This window comes from Nitratireductor mangrovi (assembly GCF_007922615.2).
In the GTDB taxonomy this organism is placed as follows: domain Bacteria; phylum Pseudomonadota; class Alphaproteobacteria; order Rhizobiales; family Rhizobiaceae; genus Mangrovimarina; species Mangrovimarina mangrovi.
Genome location: NZ_CP042301.2, coordinates 3,363,146 through 3,384,686, shown reverse-complemented (window position 1 = coordinate 3,384,686; position 21,541 = coordinate 3,363,146). Strand labels below are relative to the sequence as shown.

The window sequence follows — 21,541 nt, the reverse complement described above, 5'->3', positions numbered from 1 at the left end:
GCTGTCCGCCCGCGTTACAGGGGCGACACAAAACTGTCATCGAACTGTAACATGCGAGCTTTAAGCGGGCCGTGTCGTCGTTGGAAAACGGCGCCCAGGAATTCCGAACAGGAGTAGGCCCAATGAAGAAATTCGTCCTTTCGGCGTCGGCTGCGGCCCTCGCCCTGGCCGCATCCGCCGGCGTTGCCGCGGCGCGGGACCAGATCCAGATCGTCGGTTCGTCGACCGTCTTCCCCTTCACCACCGCCGTTGCCGAAAAGCTCGGCCAGACCGGCAAGTTCCAGACCCCGGTGGTCGAATCGACCGGCACGGGCGGCGGCATGAAGCTGTTCTGCGCCGGCGTCGGCGAAAGCACCCCGGACTTCACCAACGCCTCGCGCGCCATCAAGGACTCCGAGCTGGAGACCTGCAAGGGCAATGGCGTAACCCCGGTTCAGATCAAGGTCGGCTTCGACGGCATCGTCATCGCCAACTCGAAGGCTGGTGCGGCGCTCGAGCTGACCAAGGAGCAGATTTTCAAGGCGCTCGCCAAGAACGTCGAAGTTGATGGCAAGGTCGTCGCCAACCCGTACATGACCTGGGCTGACGTCGATTCGTCGCTGCCGGCCGACAAGATCGAAGTGCTTGGCCCGCCGCCCACCTCCGGCACGCGCGACGCCTTTGTCGAGCTCGTCATGGAAGAGGCCTGCCAGGAGGCCGTCGAGGCCGCCAACGAAAAGGCCTGCACGGAAATCCGTGAAGATGGCGGCTATGTCGAGGCCGGCGAGAACGACAATCTGATCGTCCAGAAGCTCGAGGCCAATCCGAAGGCCTTCGGCATCTTCGGCTTCTCCTTCCTCGACCAGAACGCCGACAAGCTGCAGGGTTCGAAGATCGGCGGTATCGAGCCGACCTTCGACAACATCGCTTCCGGCGATTATGGCGTGTCGCGTTCGCTCTACATCTACGCCAAGAAGGAACATGTCGGCGTCATCCCCGGCATGGCTGAGTTCATTACCGAATACACCTCCGACGCCGCCTGGGGCCCTGAGGGCTACCTGGCCGACAAGGGCCTGATCCCGCTGCCGGACGCCGAGCGCGCCACGCAGGCCGAGGACGCGCAGGCTCTCAAGGGCATGGGCTCCTAAGCCGCTGTTTCCGGCCCGGGCGGCCTTGCCGTCCGGGTCGTTTCCTTTCGATTTGCCGGCGCCGCTGAGGGGTGGCGCCGGGCAGTTCATTGCCGAGGGGGCTGCGTCGAGATGATCAGCTATCTGGTTCTGTTTCTCATCGTCCTCGCCATCGCCTCATATTTCGCGGGGCGCTCCCGCGCCGTGACGGTTGTGGGCGGCGAGGTCGCGCAACTCCACTCGCTCCCGGCTCAGCATGGTGTCTTCCTGGCGCTGTTCGCCGCCGCACCGGCGCTGTTCGCCATCATCGTATGGCGCATCGCCACCCCGGGTATCGAGGACTCGATCGTCATGTCCCGCTTCGCCGCGGAACTTGCCGATATGGGCCTCCCGCAGGTGCAGGCGTTCCTGCGCGATTCGCGCGCCATGGCCTTCGGCGGCATCGTTTCGTTCCCCGACGAGACCAAGGAGGCCGCCGCCGCGGTCTACCAATCGATCCACGCCACCAGCGTCTGGATCATCGTGGCGATCGCCCTCGTGCTCGCGGCCGCCGGCACCTACCTCGCCTACAACAGGATCGCGCCGCGCTTCCGCGCCCGTCACGTCGTCGAGCGTGTCGTGCGCTGGTTCCTGATCCTGTGTTCGCTGATCGCGATCCTGACCACGATCGGCATCGTCTTTTCGCTGATCTTCGAGTCGATCCTGTTCTTCTCGGAGATCCCGATCTTCAACTTCCTGTTCGGCCTGCACTGGTCGCCGCAGAGCGCCTTTACCGGCGCCGGCGGGGACGCCGGCGACGTGAATACCGAAATCTTCGGCGCCATACCGCTTCTGGCCGGCACGCTGCTGATCACCTTCATCGCCATGGTCATCGCCGCGCCGATCGGGCTGATGGCGGCGATCTATCTTTCCGACTACGCGACGCAGACCGTCCGCGCCGTCGCCAAGCCGATCCTGGAGATCCTTGCCGGCATCCCGACCGTGGTCTACGGCTTCTTCGCCGCGCTGACGATGGCGCCGTTCTTCCGCAATCTGGGCGAAGCGCTCGGCCTCGATGTGGCGTCGGAATCGGCCCTGGCGGCCGGCGTGGTCATGGGCATCATGATCATCCCCTTCGTGTCGTCGCTCTCCGACGACGTCATCAACGCCGTGCCGCAATCGCTGCGCGACGGCTCGGCGGGTCTCGGCGCCACACGCTCCGAAACCATCCGCCGCGTCGTCCTCCCGGCAGCCTTGCCGGGCATCGTGTCCGCGCTTCTGCTGGCGGTCAGCCGCGCCGTCGGCGAGACCATGATCGTGGTCATGGCGGCCGGCCTCGCCGCCAATCTGACGCTCAATCCGCTCGAGGCGGTGACCACCGTGACGGTGCAGATCGTCACGCTTCTGGTAGGCGACCAGGAATTCGACAGCGCCAAGACCCGCGCCGCGTTCGCGCTCGGGCTGCTGCTCTTCATCATCACGCTCACCCTCAACGTGATCGCGCTCCGTGTGGTCCAGAAGTATCGTGAACAGTATGACTGATACCGCTGCTACCGTATCGACCGGACTCCACACCGACGCCGCCGCCAAGGCGCGTCTGAAGGGCCGCTACGCCGCCGAGATGCGTTTCAAGCTGCTCGGCGCCGGCGCCGTCGCACTGGCCGCGTTTTTCCTGCTGCTGCTGTTATCGACCATCGTCACCAAGGCGCTGCCGGCCTTTCACCAGCATTACGTCACGCTGCCGGTCAATCTTTCGGCGGAGAACGTGAACCCCGAGGATCCGTCTTCGGCCAATCATCTCGGTATCATTCACGACGCCCTGTCGAACGAGTTTCCGACCGCAACGGGGCGCCAGGAAAGGCGTCTGCTGCGCGGCCTGATCTCGACCGGCGCCGGCGTGATCCTGCGCGAGGAGATCGAAGCCGATCCCGCTCTACTGGGCCAGACGCCAGGCATCAGCGTCCCGCTCGATGATTTTGCCGATCTCTATCTGAAAGGCCTTCTGGCCAAGTCCGGTGAGTCACGGGAGCTGTCGGGCGTCACCGTGTCGGCGCAGGAGGGCGATGTCGACCTCGGCTTTGCCGACAGCACCATCCTCGAACTCGCCCGCGGTGCGCGTGCCGTGGAGGGAGACGGCGGGGTGCTGCGCATGACCAGCGGTTCCGATTCGTTCCTGCTCGACATCGCCGGCGGCGTAGTGAAGTTGACCGAACTTGCGGCGGCCGACGGAGGCGGCGCCTCGGGCAAGGGCATCGTCTACGAACCGCTGACCGAGGCTGCGACATCGCCGGTGGCGGCGACGCTGCGCACCATCGTGACGGCGGAGGCCAACCGCAAGATCACCGACCGCGAGATCGTGTGGCTCGACCGGCTCAACGCGCGCGACCTCATCGAGAGCCGCTGGGCGACGCTGTTCTTCTTCACCGGCGCCAGCCGCGAACCGGAACTGGCCGGCATCTGGGGCGCGGTGATCGGCTCGGCGCTGACCATGCTGGTGACCCTGGCGCTGTCCTTCCCGATCGGCGTTTCGGCGGCGATCTACCTGGAGGAGTTCGCGCCCAAGAACCGGATCACCAACCTGATCGAGGTCAACATCAACAATCTGGCGGCGGTGCCGTCGATTGTCTTCGGTCTGCTCGGCCTTGCCGTGTTCCTCAACTGGTTCAACCTGCCGCGTTCGGCGCCGCTGGTCGGCGGCATGGTGCTGGCGCTGATGACGCTGCCGACCATCATCATCGCCGCGCGCGCCGCCCTGCGCGCCGTGCCGCCGTCGATCCGCGAAGCCGCGCTCGGCATCGGTGCGTCGAAGGTGCAGACGATCTTCCACCATGTGCTGCCGCTCGCCATGCCCGGCATCATGACCGGCACCATTATCGGTATGGCGCAGGCGCTGGGCGAGACTGCGCCGCTGCTGATGATCGGCATGGTGGCCTTCATCGTCGACATTCCCGGCGGGTTCACCGACGCGGCGACGGTGCTGCCGGTGCAGATCTACATGTGGTCGGATTTCCCGGAGCCGGGTTTCCAGCAGAAGACCTCGGCGGCGATTTTGATTCTGCTCGGATTTCTGGTGATCATGAACGCCATCGCTGTTGTGCTGCGCAAGCGCTTCGAGCGTCGCTGGTAACGGAGTGAGGAAATGAACATGCTGACCGAAGCCGGAGTCGAGAAGAAGCTGACCGAGATGGCCGACGAGAACGCGATCAAGATGCGTGGCAGGAACGTCACCGTCCACTACGGCGAGAAGCAGGCGCTTTTCGACGTCAATCTCGACGTGCCGGAAAAGCAGGTCATGGCGCTGATCGGCCCGTCCGGTTGCGGCAAGTCAACCTTCCTGCGTTGCCTCAACCGCATGAACGATACCATCCCGATCTGCAAGGTCGGCGGCGACATAACGCTCGACGCCGAGGACATCTACGATCCCAGGATCGACGTGGTCGAGCTCAGGGCGCGTGTCGGCATGGTGTTCCAGAAGCCGAACCCGTTTCCGAAGTCGATCTACGAGAACATTGCCTACGGGCCGCGCATCCATGGTCTGACCAAGGCGAAGTCGGACCTCGACGGCATCGTGGAATCGAGCCTGCAGAAGGCGGCGCTGTGGAACGAGGTCAAGGACCGGCTGCACGAGCCGGGCACCGGGCTTTCCGGCGGCCAGCAGCAGCGCCTGTGCATCGCGCGCGCCATCGCGGTGTCGCCGGAGGTGATCCTCATGGACGAGCCCTGCTCGGCGCTCGACCCGATCGCCACCGCCAAGGTCGAGGAACTGATCGACGAGCTTCGGCAGAACTACACCATCGTCATCGTCACCCACTCCATGCAGCAGGCGGCCCGCGTCTCGCAGCGCACGGCGATGTTCCACCTCGGTTACCTCGTCGAGGAAGGGCCGACGGACAAGATGTTCACCAACCCTGACGACAAGCGCACCCAGGACTACATCACCGGCCGTTTCGGCTGATCGGCCGCGCGCCACATCCCGCCTTCACGAGGAGCGAGCCCATGGGCGAGCACACCGTCACATCCTTCGACGACGATCTTGAAGAGGTCGACAAGCTGATCCGCGAGATGGGCGACCTGGCCGGTTCGATGATCGGCGACGCCACCCGCTCGCTGCTGAGTTCGGACAATCCGCTGGCCCAGCGCATCATCTCCGACGACGCGATCATGGATGCCAAGCAGCGCGAGCTCGACGAGCGTGCCATCACGCTGATCGCCAGGCGCCAGCCCATGGCCCAGGATCTGCGTGCCGTGATCGGCGCTATCCGCATGGCCGGCGACCTGGAGCGTATCGGCGATCTCGCCAAGAACATCGCCAAGCGCGTCGGCGCCATCGGCCAATCGACGACGCCCAAGAGCCTGTCGCATTCGATCGAATCGATGGCCGAGATGGTGCACGCCCAGACCTCCGGCATCGTCGACCGTTATGTCGGACGCGACGCCGAAGCGCTGAAGGCGCTCAGGGCCGGCGACGAGAAGATCGACATCAAATACACCGCGATCTTCCGCGAGCTGCTCACCTACATGATGGAAGACCCGCGCAACATCACCGCGTGTACGCACCTGCTGTTCTGTGCCAAGAACCTTGAACGCATCGGCGACCACGCCACCAACATTGCCGAGAACGCCTATTATGTGATGACCGGCAACCAGTTGCCGATCAGCCGGCCCAAGCTGGACGAGACGGCGGTCTCGGACGCGACGGCCTGAGACCGCGAGGTGCCTTGTTGGCGATGATGGCGGCAAAGATCATGGTCGTGGAGGATGAAGAACCCCTCTGCGTCCTGCTGAAATACAACCTCGAGGCCGAAGGCTACAATGTCGAGGTGATCAGCCGCGGCGACGAGGCCGAGATCCGGCTGCAGGAAAGCGTGCCCGACCTGCTCGTGCTCGACTGGATGATCCCCGCCGTCTCCGGCATCGAGCTGTGCCGGCGGCTCAGGATGCGGCCCGAGACCGAAAGGCTGCCGATCATCATGCTGACGGCGCGCGGCGAGGAGAGCGACCGCGTGCGCGGCCTTGCCACCGGCGCCGACGACTATCTGGTCAAGCCGTTCTCGACGCCGGAATTCATCGCCCGCGTGCGCGCGCTGTTGCGCCGCGCCAAGCCGGAGGTGCTGTCAAGCGTGCTCAAGGTCGGCGACATCGTGCTCGACCGCGAGGCGCATCGCGTCTACCGGCGCAAGAGCGAGATCAGGCTGGGGCCGACCGAGTTCCGGCTGCTGGAATTCCTGATGCAGCATCCGGGCCGCGTCTTTTCGCGCAGCCAGTTGCTCGACAATGTCTGGGGCGAGACGATCTATATCGACGAACGTACCGTCGACGTCCATGTCGGCCGCCTGCGCAAGGCGGTCAATTCCGGCCGCCTGCCGGACGTCATCCGCACCATCCGTGGTGCCGGCTACGCCATCAAGGAAGCTTAGCCGGCAATCTTCTTGTCACTGCGCGTCGCTGGCCTGCCAGGCGTCACCCTTGTCGCTCGGGGTTATCGTGTCGTCGGCCTCCGGCGGATACCAGTAGCGCGCCGCGTTCGCCTCGCGGCCGATCAGCACGAAATTGTTGGCAAAGACCCGGTAGGGCGCGCTCCATTCGCCGTCAGGCCACTTGACGCGCACCTGGGCGCGTTCGGCCGTGCCCAGCCCGACATGGACGAAGCCGGCATGCCCCGAGGCGTGGCCGCCGCCGACCTGCACGGTGCGGTTATAGGTGTTGTTGCCGGCCTTGACCGAGACCAGCGCCCCGACCGCGTTGCGGTTCGGCCCCGGCTGCGAGAGTTCGACGGCGAGGAAGTTGCCCATCGGCCTCGCACCGAACGCGACCCTGGCGCCACGGTTGCGGAACAGGGTGACGTTCTGCTCGCGGTTGACGACCAGCAGGTCGAGCATGCCGTCGGCGTTGAAATCCTCCACCACCGCGCCGCGGCCCTTGGTCGGCAGGTTGATGCCGGCCAGGTGTCCGGCCTCGATGAAGCTGCCGTCCCACTGGCCGAGCAGCAGGTTGTCCGGGTCGACCGCGGCAAAATCCGGCATGCGTTCGACATTGCCCTTGGCGATGAACAGGTCGAGCAGCCCGTCATTGTTGAAGTCGGCGAATTCGGAATGCCAGCCGGTCGACGGCTTCAGATCGTCACTGGCATAGGGCCGGTGCGCCGTTGCGCCCTTGTCGAAGGCGATGTCGACATAGGTCGGCTCGTCGGTGTCCGCCTCCTCCGACAGCTTCTGCAGCTTGGTGTCGCCCATCGAGGTCAGCGCGTATTCGGGAAAGCCGTCGCCGTCGAGGTCGCCCTCGGCAATGCCCATGCCCCAGATCGTCAGGTGCTGCCAGCCTTCCGACTTGCGGTAGGGCCGCGCGGGCCGGCCCGGATCGACGCGCCACAGCTGCTCTTCGCCGCCGCGGTAATAGTGGCGGTCATTGGTGATGCGCAGCGCCGGGGTGCCCGAGCGGTTCCAGTCGGTGAAGAGCATCGACAACGCGCAGAAACCGGGGCGCAGCGCCATTCGCCCGGAATAGTCGGCGGTTTCCGTACCGGCCGGCCGGTAGAGATCGTTGTCGTGGCAGGTCCCCCAGGGCGAGCCCGGCGCGTGCCGGTCGACATAGTTGCCGAAGGCCAGCGTCGGGAAGCGACGCCCTTCTTCCCAGGTGGCCGAGAACGCCGTCGTCCAGGCCTTTCCGCCGTCGAAGGCGAAATGCCGGTTGGCCTTTTCGAAGCCGCAGTCGGGCGCACCCTTCAGGATCAGGTTTTCGCCGACGCGCAGAAGCACGAGGTCGAGCTGCGCATCGTCGTCGATGTCGAGCGCGTAGGCGCCGAGCACGTTTTCGAGGTCGTCGCGGTCGAGGCCCAGCGCGGTTTCCTCGAACCTCAGCGCGCCCCCGGCCGTACTGCGATTGAGATAGAAACGCGCCGGCTCCTTGCCGCCGGCGATGAAGAGTTCAGGCAGCCGGTCGCCGTTGCAGTCGAAGGAGGCAGCACCCCCGCCGACAAAATATTCCCACGGGCCGCGATAGGCATGGGCGAGGCCAGCGGCCTCGGCCTGTTCCTCCATCAGCGGCACGTCGCCGGTCGGTTCGGGCAGGGCGTCGGAGGCGATGGACGGCAAAGATGCCAGGGCGGCGAGCAGCGAAAGCCCGGCCAGGACGGCAGTCGGTCTCATTTCACTTCCTCCTCAGCGTCGATCACCAGCGTCTTCAGGAAGGCGATGATGGTGCCGCGTTCGTCGTCGGTGAGAGCCACGTAGCGGTCGCGCGCCTCGCGGCCCTCTCCGCCATGGGCGCGGATCACGGCGTCGAGCGAGGCCAGGTCGTTGCGGTGGCCGTAGGGGTCGGTGGAGCCGACGCCCCAGAGTTCGGCGGTCATGAACACGTTGCGTTCCACGAAGCGCTGCGCCAGCAGTTCGTTGCCGAGGACAGCAACCTGCCGGTCGGCGATGCGGTGGCGCTTCAGGTCGCCGAACAGCGGCACCAGCACCTCGCCCTTGTCGTTGCGCGGCAGCCGGCTTGCCCATGCAAGCAGGCCGAGATCGTAGATGGCGGGGTCTTCGACGTCGCTGGTCCGCAACGTGCCGGCCATGTCGGCGGGGCCGGGATCGGAAAATTTCAGCGAAGCCAGCAGCAGTGACGGCTTGTGGCAGGTCGCGCAGCCGATCGCGGCGAACGTCGCCTCGCCGCGCGCGGCGGCCGCCTGCCAGCTCTCGTCGTCGGGCACGTTGCGCACCGGTGGCGGCAATGTCGCCTGCCAGGCGACGATCGCCGACACGTCGCCGGCGCCGATCTCGTCGTCATGGCCATCGCCGTCATGGTCGCGCTCGCCGGTCCAGCGCATGCCGAAACGCTCGTCGGGCTGCATGCCGTGGTGGTGGTTGAGCGCGTTGACGGTGAACTGGCGCAGGGACGTCATCACGCCCTTCTGGCTGAACGGCCGCACCGTCAAATCGGCGTCGACGCCCTCGATGCGCGACATGTCGAGCACCCCGTCGGGGTGGGCGGTGATGGCGCCGTAGTCGATGCCCTTCGAGCCCAGTTCGCGGGTCACCGGCGTACCCGTCGCGCGCGCCTCGGCGAGTGCCGCCTTGCGGATCGTCTTCAGGTCGGCGGTGATCTCGCGGGCCAGCAGTTCGACCAGCCCGGCGCCGAACAAATGGTTGCTGCCGCGTTCGTTGGAAAATTGCGGGTCGGTGGAATCGAAATCGAAGCTTTCGAAGCCTTCGGACACGAACACGTTGGCGACGAAATCGCCGGCCCCACCGGTCACCGGCTGGTTGTGGCAGGAGGCGCAGGAATTGGCGTCCATGCCGGAGGTGCGGGCGAAGCTCGTTTCCGGCGGGCGCTTGCGCTTGGTCGGGATGATGGCCTGGGTGGCGAGCGGCCGGCCGACGCCGTCGAGCACGGTGAAGCGTCCGGCGAACAGATGTTCGCCCTTGGCGCGCAGCGCCAGCAGTGTGGCGCGGTCGAGCGGGCCGGCGAGCGTCGCCTGGTCGACGTGGTCGGTGACGACGCGCTCCGCCCACGGTTCGGCGGCGGTGCCTGACAAGGGCAGGAGGGCAAGGACAAGCGCTGCGAGTGATGGTGCCTTCAATCGCCGGGTGTTCATGCGACCTCCCTTCCAGCGCCCGAAGCCAGGGGCGGTGCGCCGCTGGCGAAGATCTCGCGATCGACGAAGGTCAGCGCACGCAGGGCGCAGCCGGCGCGGATCAGCGGCATCTCGTTCGGATCGGTTTCGAATGTCGGAATGGCATGGTGCTGGCCGCCCGCGGTCTTGGCGAGCGCATCCAGCATCGGCCCCTCGATCAGGTCGAAGGCCAGCGCTCCCTGGCCGACGATCGCCACCGGCGCCGGGTCGATGATGGCGAACAGGCTGCCGAGCCCGAAGCCGATCGCCTCGCCGGCCTTGCGGAAGGCATCGCGCTCGGCGCCGTCGCGGGTGCGGGCCGCCGCCGCAAGCGCCAGCATGTCGGCGTCGGAGATGTCGGCTGCCGGCGTGTCGCCGTCGCTGCCCTGGCGGGCATTGCGCCAGATGGCGTAGTTGCCGGCATAGGCCTCGATGCAGCCGCGCCGGCCGCAACGGCACAGCGCGCCGCCGGGGATGTGGTTCATGTGGCCGAACTCGCCGCCCGACGACATGGTGCCGGTGAAGAGCTCGCCCCGCACCATCATGCCCATGCCGATGCCGTGCGAGAGCAGGATGGCGATGAAGTTGCGCCCGTAGCGGGCCGGGTTCTTCTCGCGCAACGCCACGGCGATCATGTTGCAATCGTTTTCGACGGTGACCGGGATGCCGAAAGCGTCCTTGAGCGCATCGCCGAGCGGAATGTCGACATGACGCGTGATCGGTGACCACATCAGCGTGCGCGCGTCGGAATCGGTAATGCCCTGGAAGGCGACCGCGATGCGCGGCACCCGCGTGCGGCGCTCGTCGGCGTGGGCGATCAGGCGTCCCACCACCGCGCGCGTCGCCGCCACGATCTCCTCGCGCGACAGCGCAAGCGTGTCGAGGCGCTCCTGTTCGCTGACGATGACGCTGCCGGTATAATCGATCAGCGCCGCCGACAGGGAATTCAGCGACAGAACCACGGCGACCACCGCCGCGGCATGCGGGTTGAGACCCAGCGCCACCTGCGGCCGGCCGCGCCGCGAAGAAGCCGCGTCGCCGTCGCGCACCTCGCGCAGGACCTCCTCGGCGAGAAGGTCGGAGGTGATCGCCGACACGGTCGAGGGGCTCAGGCCGGTGCGCGCCGTGATCTCGGTGCGCGACAGCCGTTCATTGGCCCGCAATACCGAAATCACCAGCCGCCGGTTCTGCCGGCGCACATCGTCCGACCGTGCGATCGCCGTCATGCGGCGTTGTCCTCCCGTTGCCGCGCTTTCGATGCAGTGCGAAATTTTCTATTGCATTGCAACACGTTAGCGCGATCGAAAATCATCTTGACACAGCTCGCAGGGTGAGTCACTATTTTTTTCGAGCCTCGAATTAATAGAGGCTGCCGGCCGGACCAGGTTGCGTTGTTCCGGTCGTTAACGTGCATCATGCACCCGGGAGGAAAGTATGAGAAAATTGGTTCTGGCGCTGACCTGCGCCGCTTTCGCGATGCCGTTCGCCGGTCAGGCGTTCGCCGAGGGCAAGATCATCGGCGTTTCCTGGTCGAATTTCCAGGAAGAGCGCTGGAAGACCGACGAGGCGGCGATGAAGGCCGCGATCGAGGCTGCCGGCAACAGCTACATCTCCGCCGACGCGCAGTCCTCGGCTTCCAAGCAGTTGACCGACGTGGAGTCGCTGATCGCGCAGGGCGCCAACGCCCTCGTCATCCTTTCGCAGGATGCCAGCGCCATCGGCCCGGCCGTCGAAAAGGCCGTCAATGAAGGCATTCCGGTCGTCGGCTATGACCGCCTGATCGAAAGCGAGGACGCCTTCTACCTCACCTTCGACAACAAGGAGGTCGGCCGCATGCAGGCCCGTGCCGTCTACGAGGCGCAGCCGGAAGGCAACTACGCCTTCATCAAGGGCTCCTCGGCCGATCCGAATGCCGATTTCCTGTTCTCTGGCCAGATGGAAGTGCTCAAGGAAGCCATGGATTCCGGCAAGATCAAGAACGTCGGCGAGGCCTACACCGATGGCTGGCTGCCGGCCAATGCGCAGAAGAACATGGAGCAGATCCTGACCCAGAACAACAACGACGTTGACGCGGTTGTCGCCTCCAATGACGGCACCGCAGGCGGCGTCGTTGCCGCGCTCGAGGCGCAGGGTCTGGCCGGTTCCGTGCCGGTCTCCGGACAGGACGGCGACCATGCCGCCCTCAACCGCGTCGCGCTCGGCACCCAGACCGTTTCGGTCTGGAAGGATGCGCGCGAACTCGGCAAGGCCGCCGGCGAAATCGCCTCGGCGCTCGCCGACGGCACCGCCATGGGTGAGATCGAGGGTGTCGTCGACTTCACGACGCCGGGCGGCAACACCACCAAGTCGGTGTTCCTGGCCCCGGTCCCGATCACCAAGGACAACCTCAACATCGTCATCGATGCCGGCTGGGTGTCCAAGGACGTGGTCTGCCAGGGGGTTCCGGCAGGGCAGGTCGACGTCTGCGGCTGATCTTCATCCGATCGACTGACTGACCACCGCGCCGCGGTTTGACGAGAACCGCGGCGCTTCATTAAGCTTGGCGGGCTGGGAAGGGCGGCTGGACGACCGCTTGCCCGGCGGGAGGATGACGATGTCGGATGCCACGTCGCATGCGCCGGCAGAGGGCGCCCGGTCCACCGATTCCGGCCTGTTGCCGCGATTCCTGAAGGCCACCGAACTCGATACGCGCATGCTGGGCATGATCGGCGCCCTGGTGCTGATCTGGCTCACCTTCCACCTCTTGTCCGGCGGCCTTTTCCTGACCCCGCGCAATCTCTGGAACCTCTCCGTCCAGTCGTCGTCGATCGCGGTGATGGCGACCGGCATGGTGCTGGTCATCGTCACCCGCAACATCGACCTTTCCGTCGGCTCGCTGCTCGGCTTCACCGGCATGATCATCGGCGTGACCCAGGCCGAACTGCTTCCCCAGCTGCTCGGCTTCGGCCATCCGCTGATCTGGGTACTGGCGCTGCTCGTCGGTCTGGCGATAGGCCTTGTCGTCGGCGCCTTGCAGGGCTTCATCATCGCCTTTCTGAGCGTTCCGGCCTTCATCGTCACGCTCGGCGGGCTGCTCGTCTGGCGCGGCGCGGCCTGGTGGGTCACCAGCGGCCGCACCGTGGCGCCCATGGATGCCACCTTCCGGCTGATGGGCGGCGGGCCCGAGGGCGCCATCGGCGCAACCTGGAGCTGGATCATCGGCATCGTCGGCTGTGCCGCGCTGGTGCTGGCGCTTGTCAGCGCGCGCTCCCAGCGCAAGAAGTTCCACTTTCCGCTGCGCCCGGTCTGGGCCGAGACCTTCCTCGGCGCGGTCGGCTGCGCGGCGATCCTGCTCGCGGTCTGGGTCGCCAATGCCTATCCGTGGCCGGTGGGCATCGTGCGCCGCTATTTCGAGGATCGCGGCCTTGAGGTGCCGGAGGACGTGTTCATCGCGCACGGCATCGCCATTCCCGTGCTGATCGCCATCGGCGTCGGGGTCATCATGACCTTCATCGCCACGCGCACGCGCTTCGGCCGTTATGTCTTCGCCATCGGCGGCAATCCCGAGGCCGCCGAACTGGCCGGCATCAACACGCGCTGGGTGATCATGAAGATCTTCATGCTGATGGGCATGCTGGCGGCGCTGAGCGCCTGCATCTCGACTGCGCGCCTCAACGCCGCGACAAACGCCGCCGGCACCCTCGACGAACTCCTGGTGATTGCCGCCGCGGTCATCGGCGGCACCTCGCTCGGCGGCGGTGTCGGCACCATCGCCGGGGCGATGCTGGGCGCGGTGCTGATGCAGTCGCTCGCTTCCGGCATGATCCTGCTCGGCGTCGACACGCCACTGCAGAACATCGTCGTCGGCCTCGCGCTGGTCATCGCGGTCTGGCTCGACACGATGTACCGGCGGCGGATCCAGTAATCGGAGAGTGAGGACCATGACGGGAAAAGGCACGCCCCTCGTCGAGATGAAGAACATCTCCATCGCCTTCGGCGGCATCCATGCCGTCGACGATGCATCCGTCGACCTCTATCCGGGCGAGGTGATGGCGCTGCTCGGCCACAATGGCGCCGGCAAGTCGACGCTGATCAAGATCCTGTCCGGTGCCTACAAGCGTGACGCCGGCTCCATCTTCATCAATGGCGAGGAAGCCACGATCAACAATCCGCGCGACGCCAAGCATTACGGCATTGAGACGATCTACCAGACGTTGGCGCTGGCCGACAATGTCGACGCTGCTGCCAACCTGTTCCTGGGGCGCGAATTGCGCACCCGCTGGGGCACGCTCGACGATGTCGCGATGGAGTCGGAAACGCGCAAGGTGATGGGCCGGCTCAACCCTCGGTTCCAGCGCTTCAAGGATCCGGTGGTGCGGCTTTCGGGCGGCCAGCGGCAGTCGGTGGCGATCGCGCGCGCGATCCATTTCAACGCGCGCATCCTGATCATGGACGAGCCGACCGCAGCGCTCGGGCCGCAGGAGACGGCGCAGGTCGCTGAACTGGTCAAGCAGCTCAAGGCCGACGGCATCGGCATCTTCCTGATCAGCCACGACATCCATGACGTGTTCGACCTCGCCGACCGCGTCTGCGTGATGAAGAACGGCCAGGTCGTCGGCACGGCCAGCACCGACGACGTCACCAAGGACGAGGTGCTTGGCATGATCATCCTGGGGAAATGCCCGGTCGGCGCCAAGCCGGGTCCGGGGGCGCTTTCGGCGGTGGCCTAGTGGATTGAATTTGACATTCGGTACCCGCTCGATGTCGACATCAAGGCCGAATGTCAAATTCGAAAAATCCACTAGAATCATTCGGTTGCTAGTGGTTCTCTTGTTTCCAACATTTGCCCGCGAGGCCAATACAAATGGGATGCAAATGTTGGAAACGAACCACTAGGAAAGGCGCCAAAAAGCGATCGGCAGCGCCAGAGCTACCGATCGCTTTCTTGGCATTGTTATCGTGACGAGGCTTACAGGCCGCGACAACGGGCTTCGTAGAGACGCCCGTAGCGGTCGCGGTAGACGCACCAGCCGGTCCGGGTCGCCTTGCCGATCAGCACGCCGGATGCCGCGCCAACCACGCCGCCAACCACCGCGCCTGCCGCACGGCCGGTCGCCAGGCCACCGATCGCAGCACCGGCTGCGCCGCCAAGTGCCGCGTCGCGCTCGGCCGTCGTGCACCCGGCAAGGGTGAGGGCGGCGACAGCCGCAAGAACAATCTTCCTCATTGTCGAACTCCTCGTTCAGGCCTTTGCTTCATCGCCCCGGCCCAGTCTTGGGTTGCAAATGCTACCGATTTGTTGCCGGGCGTTTCCGCAAAGGAAAAATCCGGTCATTCGTTGCCGATGTCGTTGTAGGCGACCGTGACGTCCGGGCGCTCCAGCGCAGCCTCAAGGCGGCCGCCGGGGCCGACGTCCCACACCAGTACGGCGTCGTCATAAACCAGTGCCGGATCGACGTTGACGCAGGTCGCAAAGACCCGCGGCGAGGCGTCGATGTCCTTGTTGCGGACGGCCTGGAGTTCGCTCTGGCATTCTTCACGGGTCTCGAAAATCGGAACATCGACAGGCAGTTCGCGGCAGTCGCCGAGATCGCCGGAGCAACCGATAACGAGAAGTAAGGCGGCAATGTGTTCCATGACGCGGTCCTTTCGCGAACAAGAACGACGCTACACCGGCGAAGGTTCCGGCTTATGTTAAGCAGGCCACGCAGCGGAGAGTCGCGTGTGGTGCCGGCGGTGCCGGATCGGCATTTCGTCTGGACAGGGCCGGCGAAAGGCATTTTCATGCGGGCGGGCGCGGGAACCGCCGAGGCAATCAGGCGTTCGTCCGGTCGTCAGCCGGTTGTGAGGGGAGTTGTCGATGAGCACTGCACGCAACAAGACCAGCAAAGCCGCCGCAGCCGCGTCGGCCGGCACCACCGACGCCGACGCGCGGGCTGAATTCGAGGCCCAGATCGCGGCGCTTCGCGAAGAACTCGCCACCGTCAAGTCACTGCTTGCCGGCTCTGGGGAACGTTCCGCCTCGGCGGCGAAGAAAGCGGCCGCAAGTGCCGCGCGTCATTTGCGCGAGGAAGGCGAGGCGGCGATCGAGGAACTGCGGGCCAACACCAAGGACATCGAGGCGCAGCTTGTCGCCAATGTGCGGCGCAAGCCGGTCACCTCGCTTGCGATCGCCGCCGGGGTCGGTTTCCTGATCGCCTTGATCGCAAGGCGTTAGGCTTCACCACATGCTCAGATCGCTCGTGGAAATGCTGGCCGGGCTCGACGCCCAGCGCGCGGCGCGCCGCTTCCGCCGCGCTGTCATCGACTTCGCTTTCGCCGGCGCGGCGCTGGTCCTGGGGCTCGGCTTCCTCGTCGCGGCCGCGTTTCTGTTCGTCGTCGAGCGCTACGGGCCGCTCTACACCACCACCGGCTTCGGCATCGGCTTCATCGTTCTTGCCGGGCTGATCCTCATTGTCCACCGCATGATCGTCGGTATCCAGGCGAGGCGGCGGGCCGAGGAAAAGCGCGCCGAGCAGGTCAAGTCCTTCGCAACCACGGCCGCCCTTGCCGCCCTGCCGGCGATCGTCCGCTCCAGCGGCGTCGTCGGGCAGGTGGTGATCCCTCTCGTGGCGATTGCCGCTTATGCGATCTATCGCGAGAACGTCGACAGCGACGAGGATCTCGACACCGATCCCGACGAGACGCTTTGAGTTCCTGAAAAGCATTTCGCTCCGGAACCTTGCGAGCGCTGGCGCATTGCGCTGGCAGGGTCGCGGCCATCGCTTGCGCTGCGACCCGCCAAGCGGAGCATCAGCCGATGAAGCGAAAACTCGAACCACAGGACGCACGTCAGGGCCGGCTCGGCAAGCCGGTTCTCATTGTCCTTGTCGTCGGCATCCTTTTGGCCATGGTCGCCTGGGGCGGCGCCGAGTGGTATGGCGAGGAGACCGATCCGGTGCTCGGAGCGGGTTCCGGGCAAACCGGCGAAAGCGGGCAGGCCCGATAGGGGCGGCGGCTGGCACCGGTCGTCACTCCGCGTGCGGAACGAGGACGGTCAGGGCGCCCGGATGGATGCGCAACTCGACCTTTTCGCCGACGCTGCACAATTCGCCGTCGATCACGGCGCGCAGGCGGCGGCGCGAGCGGATGCGCAGCACCGCCTCGGCTGTCTCGTGGATCTCGACCGTGTCGACGTCCTTCCAGCGCCCGGCCGCAAGGGCCAGCATCAGCCAGGCGATTTCGAGACGTCCGGCCGCGCCAAGCACATAGATGCCGAGCACGCCGCGGTCGGGTTCGTCGGCATAGGGCAGATGCCCGTCGCCGAACAGATTGTTGGAGATACCGATGCCGCTTGTGGTGGCGAGCACCTTCGTCTCACCCATTTCGAGCGCGACGTCCATCGCTGGAGGCCTTGCCATGACCGCCAGCGAGGCCCGCACGGAGGCCAGTATCTTGCCGAGGCGGGAGCCGTATTCGAAACGCGAGCGCATCATCACCATGCGGGCGTGCAGGCCGATCGAGAACTGGTGGATGAACGGCCGTCCGTCGGCGGTGGCGATGTCCACCCGACGCCTGGTCCCGGCCGCCAGTGCCTCTACCGCCTCGCTGAGCGAAAGTGGTATCTTGAGGCTGCGTGCGAACAGGTTCATCGTCCCGGCGGGCAAGATGGCCAAAGCCTTGTCCGAATTCATCAGCGCGGCCGCTGCCGCCGAAATCGTGCCGTCTCCGCCGGCGGCGATCACGGCGTCGACATCCGGCGCGGCGGCTGCCCGTTTCAGGGCGGCCTCGACCTCGCCGCCACGGACGATCTCGATGTCGACGCTGTGTCCGGCCTTGTCGAAGCTGTCGCGTATGTGGGCGGAGAGCCAGTCGAGGTCGGTGGTGCGAAGGGTTCCGCCTTCGCGGTTGAGGATGGCGACGAGACGCATGGTTCAGCACTTCCGGGAAAAGGGATGCCCGTCAATAACGTCCGAGGCCGGGATTCGATCCTGCGACGAAGCGACCGTCACTGCAGGGGCAATCCTTGCTTGAACGCCTCTCCCTTGTCGTTCACAAATAGTGAACAAACAATCCGGCCGGCGAAACCTTCCAACTGGCGTTCCGATACCGACATATGGGCCAACGTTACGGCGCCAAGGCGCAAACAACCGGGATTTTGACCATGCTCGACCAGATCAAGGGCTTGCACCACGTTACCTCCATGGCGAGCGATGCCCGCCGCAACAATAGCTTCTTCACGCAGTTGCTCGGCCTGCGCCGGGTCAAGAAGACGGTGAATTTCGACGCGCCCGACGTCTACCACCTCTATTACGCTGACGAGCATGGCACGCCGGGCACGGTGATGACCTATTTCCCGTTCCCCGATATCGGCGGCCGGCGCGCCGGGACCGGCGAGGTCGGCACGACGGTGTTTTCGGTGCCGCAAGGCTCGCTCGGCTACTGGCGCGAGCGTTTCGCGAAAGAGGGCATCGATGCCGCTGATCAGGAGGCGCTGTTCGGCGAAAACCGGCTCGGCTTCTCCGGTCCCGATGGCGACAGCTTTGCCCTCGTCGAGACGAAGGATGACGGCCGCGCGCCTTGGACGGCCGCCGGTATTCCGGCCGACGACGCCGTGCGCGGCTTTCATTCGGTGTCGCTCAGGCTCGCCGATGGCGGCGCGACGGAGGAGCTTCTGACCTTCATGGGCTACGAGCCCGCTGCGACCTCCGGCAACGTCAAGCGCTTCGCGATCGGCGACGGCAACGGCGCCGATTTCGTCGACATCGAAACGCTGCCTGGCGCGGGCCGCGCGTCGCTCGGTGCCGGTTCGGTGCATCATGTCGCCTTCGCGGTCGCAAACCGCGAGCGCCAGCTCGAGGTGCGCAAGGCGCTGATGGACACCGGCTACCAGGTCACGCCGGTGATCGACCGCGACTATTTCTGGGCGATCTATTTCCGCACGCCGGGCGGCGTGTTGTTCGAGGTTTCGACCAACGAGCCCGGCTTTGACCGCGACGAGGATACCGCGCATCTCGGCGAGGCGCTCAAGCTGCCGAGGCAGCACGAGCATCTGCGTCCGTTCCTTGAAACGCATCTGGCGCCGCTCGAGGATGAAACTGTGAGCGCCGGCACGGCCTGAGGAGGTAGGAACATGTCCACCGACAGCTATCATCACAAGAGCGCTGCCGGCACGCCCGGCGGGCCGCTGCTTTTCACCTTCCACGGCACCGGCGGCGACGAGCACCAGTTCTTCGATCTGGCGCCGCGGATCGCGCCGGACGCCAGCGTGGTGTCGCCGCGCGGCGACATCTCGGAAATGGGCGCCGCCCGCTTCTTCCGGCGCACTGGCGAGGGTGTCTACGACATGGAAGACCTCGCCCGCGCGACTGCGAAGATGGCTGGCTTCGTGCGTTCTCATGTCGAGGAGGCCAAGCCGTCGGCAGTACTCGGCCTCGGCTATTCGAACGGAGCCAACATCCTGGCGACGACGATCTTCGCCGAGCCGGCGCTTTTCGACGCCGCGGTGCTCATGCATCCGCTGATCCCGTTCGAGCCGCGCATTGCTGGCGACCTTTCCGGTCGCCGCGTGCTCATCACTGCCGGCCGGCACGACCCGATCTGCCCGCCGGACCTCACAACCCGCCTCGAATCCTGGTTGCGGGCCGCAGGCGCCGATGTCACCCTCGTCTGGCACGAGGGCGGCCACGAGGTGCGGCCTTCCGAGATCGAGGCGGCACATAGCTTTCTTGCCGGTGCGGCGACGAGCCAGGAGACATCGTCATGACGGGCGAGCAACCGGAAATCGCGCTGGAGGAAACCGGGTCGAAGGGCCGCTACGTGCTGCGCGCGCCGGACGGCGCCGAAGCCGAGATGACGTTTTCGAAGGTCGGAGAGCGCCAGCTCATCATCGATCACACCGAGGTGCCCGAGGCCTTCCGCGGTCAGGGCGCGGGCGTGCGGCTGGTCGAACGCGCCGTCGCGGATGCGCGCGCTGCCGGAAAGACGATTATCCCGCTCTGCCCCTTCGCGGCGGCGCAGTTCCGCCGCCATCCGGAATGGGCCGACGTGCTCAGGAAGCCGAAATCATGAACGACAACACGCCCGACATCCAGACCGAGGAGACGACCGACGGAGGGCGCTATTTCGTCGCCATGCCGAATGGCGAAGAATCGCGCCTGACCTGGCGCAGCCTTGGAGACGGCGTCATCGACGCCAACCACACTTTCGTTCCCGTCCCCTATCGCGAGGAGGGCATCGCCGAGGCGCTGGTGGAGCGGCTTGTCGCCGACGCGCGGGCCAAGGGCCGGACGATCGTGCCGAGCTGCTGGTTTGTCGCCGACGAGTTCAAGCGCCATGCGCCAGCGTGGGATGACCTTCTCGCCTCGAAGAGCTGACAGGCGCCTCAGGCCCTGAATATCAGGGCAAAGCGCTCGCGCAGCAGGTTTTTCTGCACCTTGCCCATCGTGTTGCGCGGCAGTTCGTCGACCACGACGATCCTGCGCGGCTGCTTGAAGCGCGCCAGTCGGTCGCGCAGGCCGGCAAGCAGTGCCTCCACATCGAGTTCGGCCCCGGCCTTTGCCGTCACCACGCCGACCACGCCTTCGCCGAGGTCGGGATGCGGCACGCCGATCACCGCCGATTCGGCCACGCCCGGCTGCTCGTCGAGCACCAGCTCGACCTCCTTGGGATAGATGTTGTAGCCGCCGGAAATGATCAGGTCCTTGGAGCGTCCGACGATGGTGACGTAGCCGTCGGAGTCGATCGTGCCGAGGTCGCCGGTGATGAAGAAGCCGTCGTCGCGGAATTCCTCCTTCGTCTTTTCCGGCATCTTCCAGTAGCCGGCAAAGACGTTGGGACCGCGCACCTCGATGACGCCGATCTCGCCCGCCGCCACCTCGGCGCCGCTCTCCGGCTCGCAGATTCTCAGTTCCACGCCGGGCAGCGGAAAACCGACGGTGCCGGCGCGGCGCTCGCCGTCATAGGGGTTCGAGGTGTTCATGTTGGTCTCGGTCATGCCGTAGCGCTCGAGGATGCGCTGGCCGGTGCGCTTTTCGAACTCGACATGGGTCTCCGCCAGCAGCGGCGCGCTGCCGGAGATGAAAAGACGCATATGTGCCGCGCTTTCGCGGGTGAGGCGCGGATCGGCGAGCAACCTTGTGTAGAAGGTCGGCACGCCCATCATGGCCGTCGCCCGCGGCAGGGAGGCGATCAGATCGTCGATGTCCGGCGCCGGAAGGAAGATCATCGCGCCGCCGGCAAGAAGCATGACGTTGGTGGCCACGAACAGCCCGTGCGTGTGAAAGATCGGCAGCGCATGCAGGAGCACGTCGTCGGCCGAAAAGCGCCAGTAGTCGACCAGCGCCAGCGCGTTGGACAGAAGGTTTTTTTGGGTCAGCATGGCGCCCTTGGAACGCCCGGTCGTGCCGGAGGTGTAGAGGAAGGCGGCGAGGTCACCGGCCTTCCGTTCGGCCACGTCGAAACGCTCTGCCATCCCCGCCGCGGCCGCCGCAAAGCTGCCCGAGCCGTCGGCATTGAGCGTCAGCAGCGTCGCGCCCGCGCCGCTCGCGACCGGAGCCAGCGCGGCCTCGGCCGCGCCGTCGCAGATCAGAATCCGCGCTTCGGCGTCGCTGACGAAATAGTCGATCTCGGCCGGCGTATAGGCGCTGTTGAGTGGCAGGAAGACCGCGCCCGCGGCCACGCACGCCGCGTAGACGGCAAGCGCCTCCGGTGATTTCTTCACCTGCAGCGCCACCCGGTCGCCGACCGCTACCCCGTTTTCCCGCAGTGCATGCGCATAGCGCGCGGTCATCGCAAGGAAGGCCCGGTAACTGAGCCCGGTGCCATCCTTCAGATGCAGGAACGGCCGGTCGTTTTCCTCGTGCGGGCGAAAAAAGGCGTCGTAGAGCGGATTGGGCAT

23 protein-coding genes are annotated in these 21,541 nt (G+C 65.9%); 16 read left to right on the top strand and 7 right to left on the bottom strand.

Translation table 11 applies throughout. From position 1 onward, the window contains the following. Nucleotides 1-122 precede the first annotated feature (122 nt). From FQ775_RS16490 to phoB, 6 genes are all read left to right on the top strand, one after another. Nucleotides 123-1,127 carry a substrate-binding domain-containing protein gene (locus tag FQ775_RS16490; RefSeq protein WP_146298484.1) on the top strand — a complete coding sequence of 335 codons (1,005 nt, stop codon included), beginning with the start codon at nt 123-125 and terminating at the stop codon, nt 1,125-1,127. 111 nt (nt 1,128-1,238) lie between these two features. After that, nucleotides 1,239-2,627: a phosphate ABC transporter permease subunit PstC gene (gene pstC, locus FQ775_RS16485; protein WP_146298483.1), complete on the top strand. Its 1,389-nt coding sequence runs from the start codon at nt 1,239-1,241 to the stop codon at nt 2,625-2,627. Further along, the gene (pstA, locus tag FQ775_RS16480) at nt 2,620-4,212 is read left to right on the top strand and encodes a phosphate ABC transporter permease PstA (RefSeq protein ID WP_146298482.1); all 1,593 of its coding nucleotides are present in this window, start codon (nt 2,620-2,622) and stop codon (nt 4,210-4,212) included. Before pstC ends, pstA begins: the two co-directional genes overlap by 8 nt. A 12-nt stretch (nt 4,213-4,224) precedes the next feature. Continuing rightward, nucleotides 4,225-5,040, top strand: a complete 816-nt coding sequence (gene pstB / locus FQ775_RS16475) for a phosphate ABC transporter ATP-binding protein PstB (RefSeq protein WP_146298481.1) — start codon at nt 4,225-4,227, stop codon at nt 5,038-5,040. Between the two features lie 41 nt (nt 5,041-5,081). After that, a complete protein-coding gene (gene phoU, locus FQ775_RS16470) occupies nt 5,082-5,789 on the top strand; it encodes a phosphate signaling complex protein PhoU (RefSeq protein ID WP_146298480.1) in 708 nt (235 codons plus the stop codon). 26 nt (nt 5,790-5,815) lie between these two features. Then, the gene (phoB, locus tag FQ775_RS16465; RefSeq protein WP_206064770.1) at nt 5,816-6,502 is read left to right on the top strand and encodes a phosphate regulon transcriptional regulator PhoB; all 687 of its coding nucleotides are present in this window, start codon (nt 5,816-5,818) and stop codon (nt 6,500-6,502) included. Between the two features lie 15 nt (nt 6,503-6,517). On the opposite strand, the gene FQ775_RS16460 is transcribed toward phoB, so the two are convergent. The 3 genes from FQ775_RS16460 to FQ775_RS16450 are packed head-to-tail and all read right to left on the bottom strand — an operon-like array spanning nt 6,518 to nt 10,910. Continuing rightward, complete coding sequence (locus FQ775_RS16460; RefSeq protein ID WP_146298478.1) at nt 6,518-8,230, bottom strand: FG-GAP repeat domain-containing protein; 1,713 nt, start codon at nt 8,228-8,230, stop codon at nt 6,518-6,520. Then, nucleotides 8,227-9,666 carry a hypothetical protein gene (locus FQ775_RS16455; protein WP_146298477.1) on the bottom strand — a complete coding sequence of 480 codons (1,440 nt, stop codon included), beginning with the start codon at nt 9,664-9,666 and terminating at the stop codon, nt 8,227-8,229. Before FQ775_RS16455 ends, FQ775_RS16460 begins: the two co-directional genes overlap by 4 nt. Further along, nucleotides 9,663-10,910, bottom strand: coding sequence for an ROK family transcriptional regulator (locus FQ775_RS16450; protein ID WP_146298476.1), 1,248 nt, complete (start codon nt 10,908-10,910; stop codon nt 9,663-9,665). The genes FQ775_RS16455 and FQ775_RS16450 overlap by 4 nt, the downstream gene beginning before the upstream one ends. A gap of 208 nt (nt 10,911-11,118) precedes the next feature. Here FQ775_RS16450 and xylF point away from each other — a divergent pair, with 208 nt between their 5' ends. The 3 genes from xylF to FQ775_RS16435 all read left to right on the top strand — a co-directional run bounded on the left by xylF (nt 11,119) and on the right by FQ775_RS16435 (nt 14,393). Further along, entirely contained in the window at nt 11,119-12,156 is a 1,038-nt protein-coding gene (xylF, locus tag FQ775_RS16445) for a D-xylose ABC transporter substrate-binding protein (RefSeq protein ID WP_146298475.1), read from the top strand. 121 nt (nt 12,157-12,277) lie between these two features. Then, complete coding sequence (locus tag FQ775_RS16440; RefSeq protein ID WP_146298474.1) at nt 12,278-13,588, top strand: sugar ABC transporter permease; 1,311 nt, start codon at nt 12,278-12,280, stop codon at nt 13,586-13,588. Between the two features lie 16 nt (nt 13,589-13,604). Further along, nucleotides 13,605-14,393, top strand: a complete 789-nt coding sequence (locus FQ775_RS16435) for an ATP-binding cassette domain-containing protein (RefSeq protein ID WP_146298473.1) — start codon at nt 13,605-13,607, stop codon at nt 14,391-14,393. 239 nt (nt 14,394-14,632) lie between these two features. Here FQ775_RS16435 and FQ775_RS16430 read toward each other — a convergent pair whose 3' ends face one another. Both FQ775_RS16430 and FQ775_RS16425 read right to left on the bottom strand, forming a co-directional pair. Then, the gene (locus FQ775_RS16430; RefSeq protein WP_146298472.1) at nt 14,633-14,890 is read right to left on the bottom strand and encodes a YMGG-like glycine zipper-containing protein; all 258 of its coding nucleotides are present in this window, start codon (nt 14,888-14,890) and stop codon (nt 14,633-14,635) included. A 104-nt stretch (nt 14,891-14,994) separates the two neighbouring features. Continuing rightward, nucleotides 14,995-15,300 (bottom strand): hypothetical protein, encoded by a 306-nt coding sequence (locus FQ775_RS16425; RefSeq protein WP_146298471.1) that lies wholly within the window; start codon nt 15,298-15,300, stop codon nt 14,995-14,997. 223 nt (nt 15,301-15,523) lie between these two features. Here FQ775_RS16425 and FQ775_RS16420 point away from each other — a divergent pair, with 223 nt between their 5' ends. The 3 genes from FQ775_RS16420 (at nt 15,524) to FQ775_RS16410 (ending at nt 16,651) form a co-directional block, all read left to right on the top strand. Further along, complete coding sequence (locus tag FQ775_RS16420; protein WP_146298470.1) at nt 15,524-15,880, top strand: DUF883 family protein; 357 nt, start codon at nt 15,524-15,526, stop codon at nt 15,878-15,880. A gap of 10 nt (nt 15,881-15,890) precedes the next feature. After that, the gene (locus FQ775_RS16415; protein WP_146298469.1) at nt 15,891-16,355 is read left to right on the top strand and encodes a hypothetical protein; all 465 of its coding nucleotides are present in this window, start codon (nt 15,891-15,893) and stop codon (nt 16,353-16,355) included. 107 nt (nt 16,356-16,462) lie between these two features. After that, a complete protein-coding gene (locus FQ775_RS16410) occupies nt 16,463-16,651 on the top strand; it encodes a hypothetical protein (protein ID WP_146298468.1) in 189 nt (62 codons plus the stop codon). Nucleotides 16,652-16,673: 22 nt separating this feature from the next. On the opposite strand, the gene FQ775_RS16405 is transcribed toward FQ775_RS16410, so the two are convergent. Further along, nucleotides 16,674-17,573 (bottom strand): diacylglycerol/lipid kinase family protein, encoded by a 900-nt coding sequence (locus FQ775_RS16405; RefSeq protein WP_146298467.1) that lies wholly within the window; start codon nt 17,571-17,573, stop codon nt 16,674-16,676. A 233-nt stretch (nt 17,574-17,806) separates the two neighbouring features. Between FQ775_RS16405 and FQ775_RS16400 the strand changes: the two genes are divergently transcribed. The 4 genes from FQ775_RS16400 to FQ775_RS16385 are packed head-to-tail and all read left to right on the top strand — an operon-like array spanning nt 17,807 to nt 20,018. Next, nucleotides 17,807-18,763, top strand: coding sequence for a VOC family protein (locus FQ775_RS16400; RefSeq protein ID WP_146298466.1), 957 nt, complete (start codon nt 17,807-17,809; stop codon nt 18,761-18,763). 12 nt (nt 18,764-18,775) lie between these two features. Next, nucleotides 18,776-19,408, top strand: a complete 633-nt coding sequence (locus FQ775_RS16395; protein WP_146298465.1) for an alpha/beta hydrolase — start codon at nt 18,776-18,778, stop codon at nt 19,406-19,408. Next, nucleotides 19,405-19,713: a GNAT family N-acetyltransferase gene (locus tag FQ775_RS16390; protein WP_146298464.1), complete on the top strand. Its 309-nt coding sequence runs from the start codon at nt 19,405-19,407 to the stop codon at nt 19,711-19,713. The genes FQ775_RS16395 and FQ775_RS16390 overlap by 4 nt, the downstream gene beginning before the upstream one ends. After that, on the top strand, nt 19,710-20,018 hold the full coding sequence (locus FQ775_RS16385; protein WP_146298463.1) for a GNAT family N-acetyltransferase: 309 nt from the start codon (nt 19,710-19,712) through the stop codon (nt 20,016-20,018). Before FQ775_RS16390 ends, FQ775_RS16385 begins: the two co-directional genes overlap by 4 nt. An 8-nt stretch (nt 20,019-20,026) precedes the next feature. Here the strand turns inward: FQ775_RS16385 and FQ775_RS16380 are convergent, their stop codons facing one another. Next, nucleotides 20,027-21,541, bottom strand: a complete 1,515-nt coding sequence (locus tag FQ775_RS16380) for a malonate--CoA ligase (RefSeq protein ID WP_146298462.1) — start codon at nt 21,539-21,541, stop codon at nt 20,027-20,029.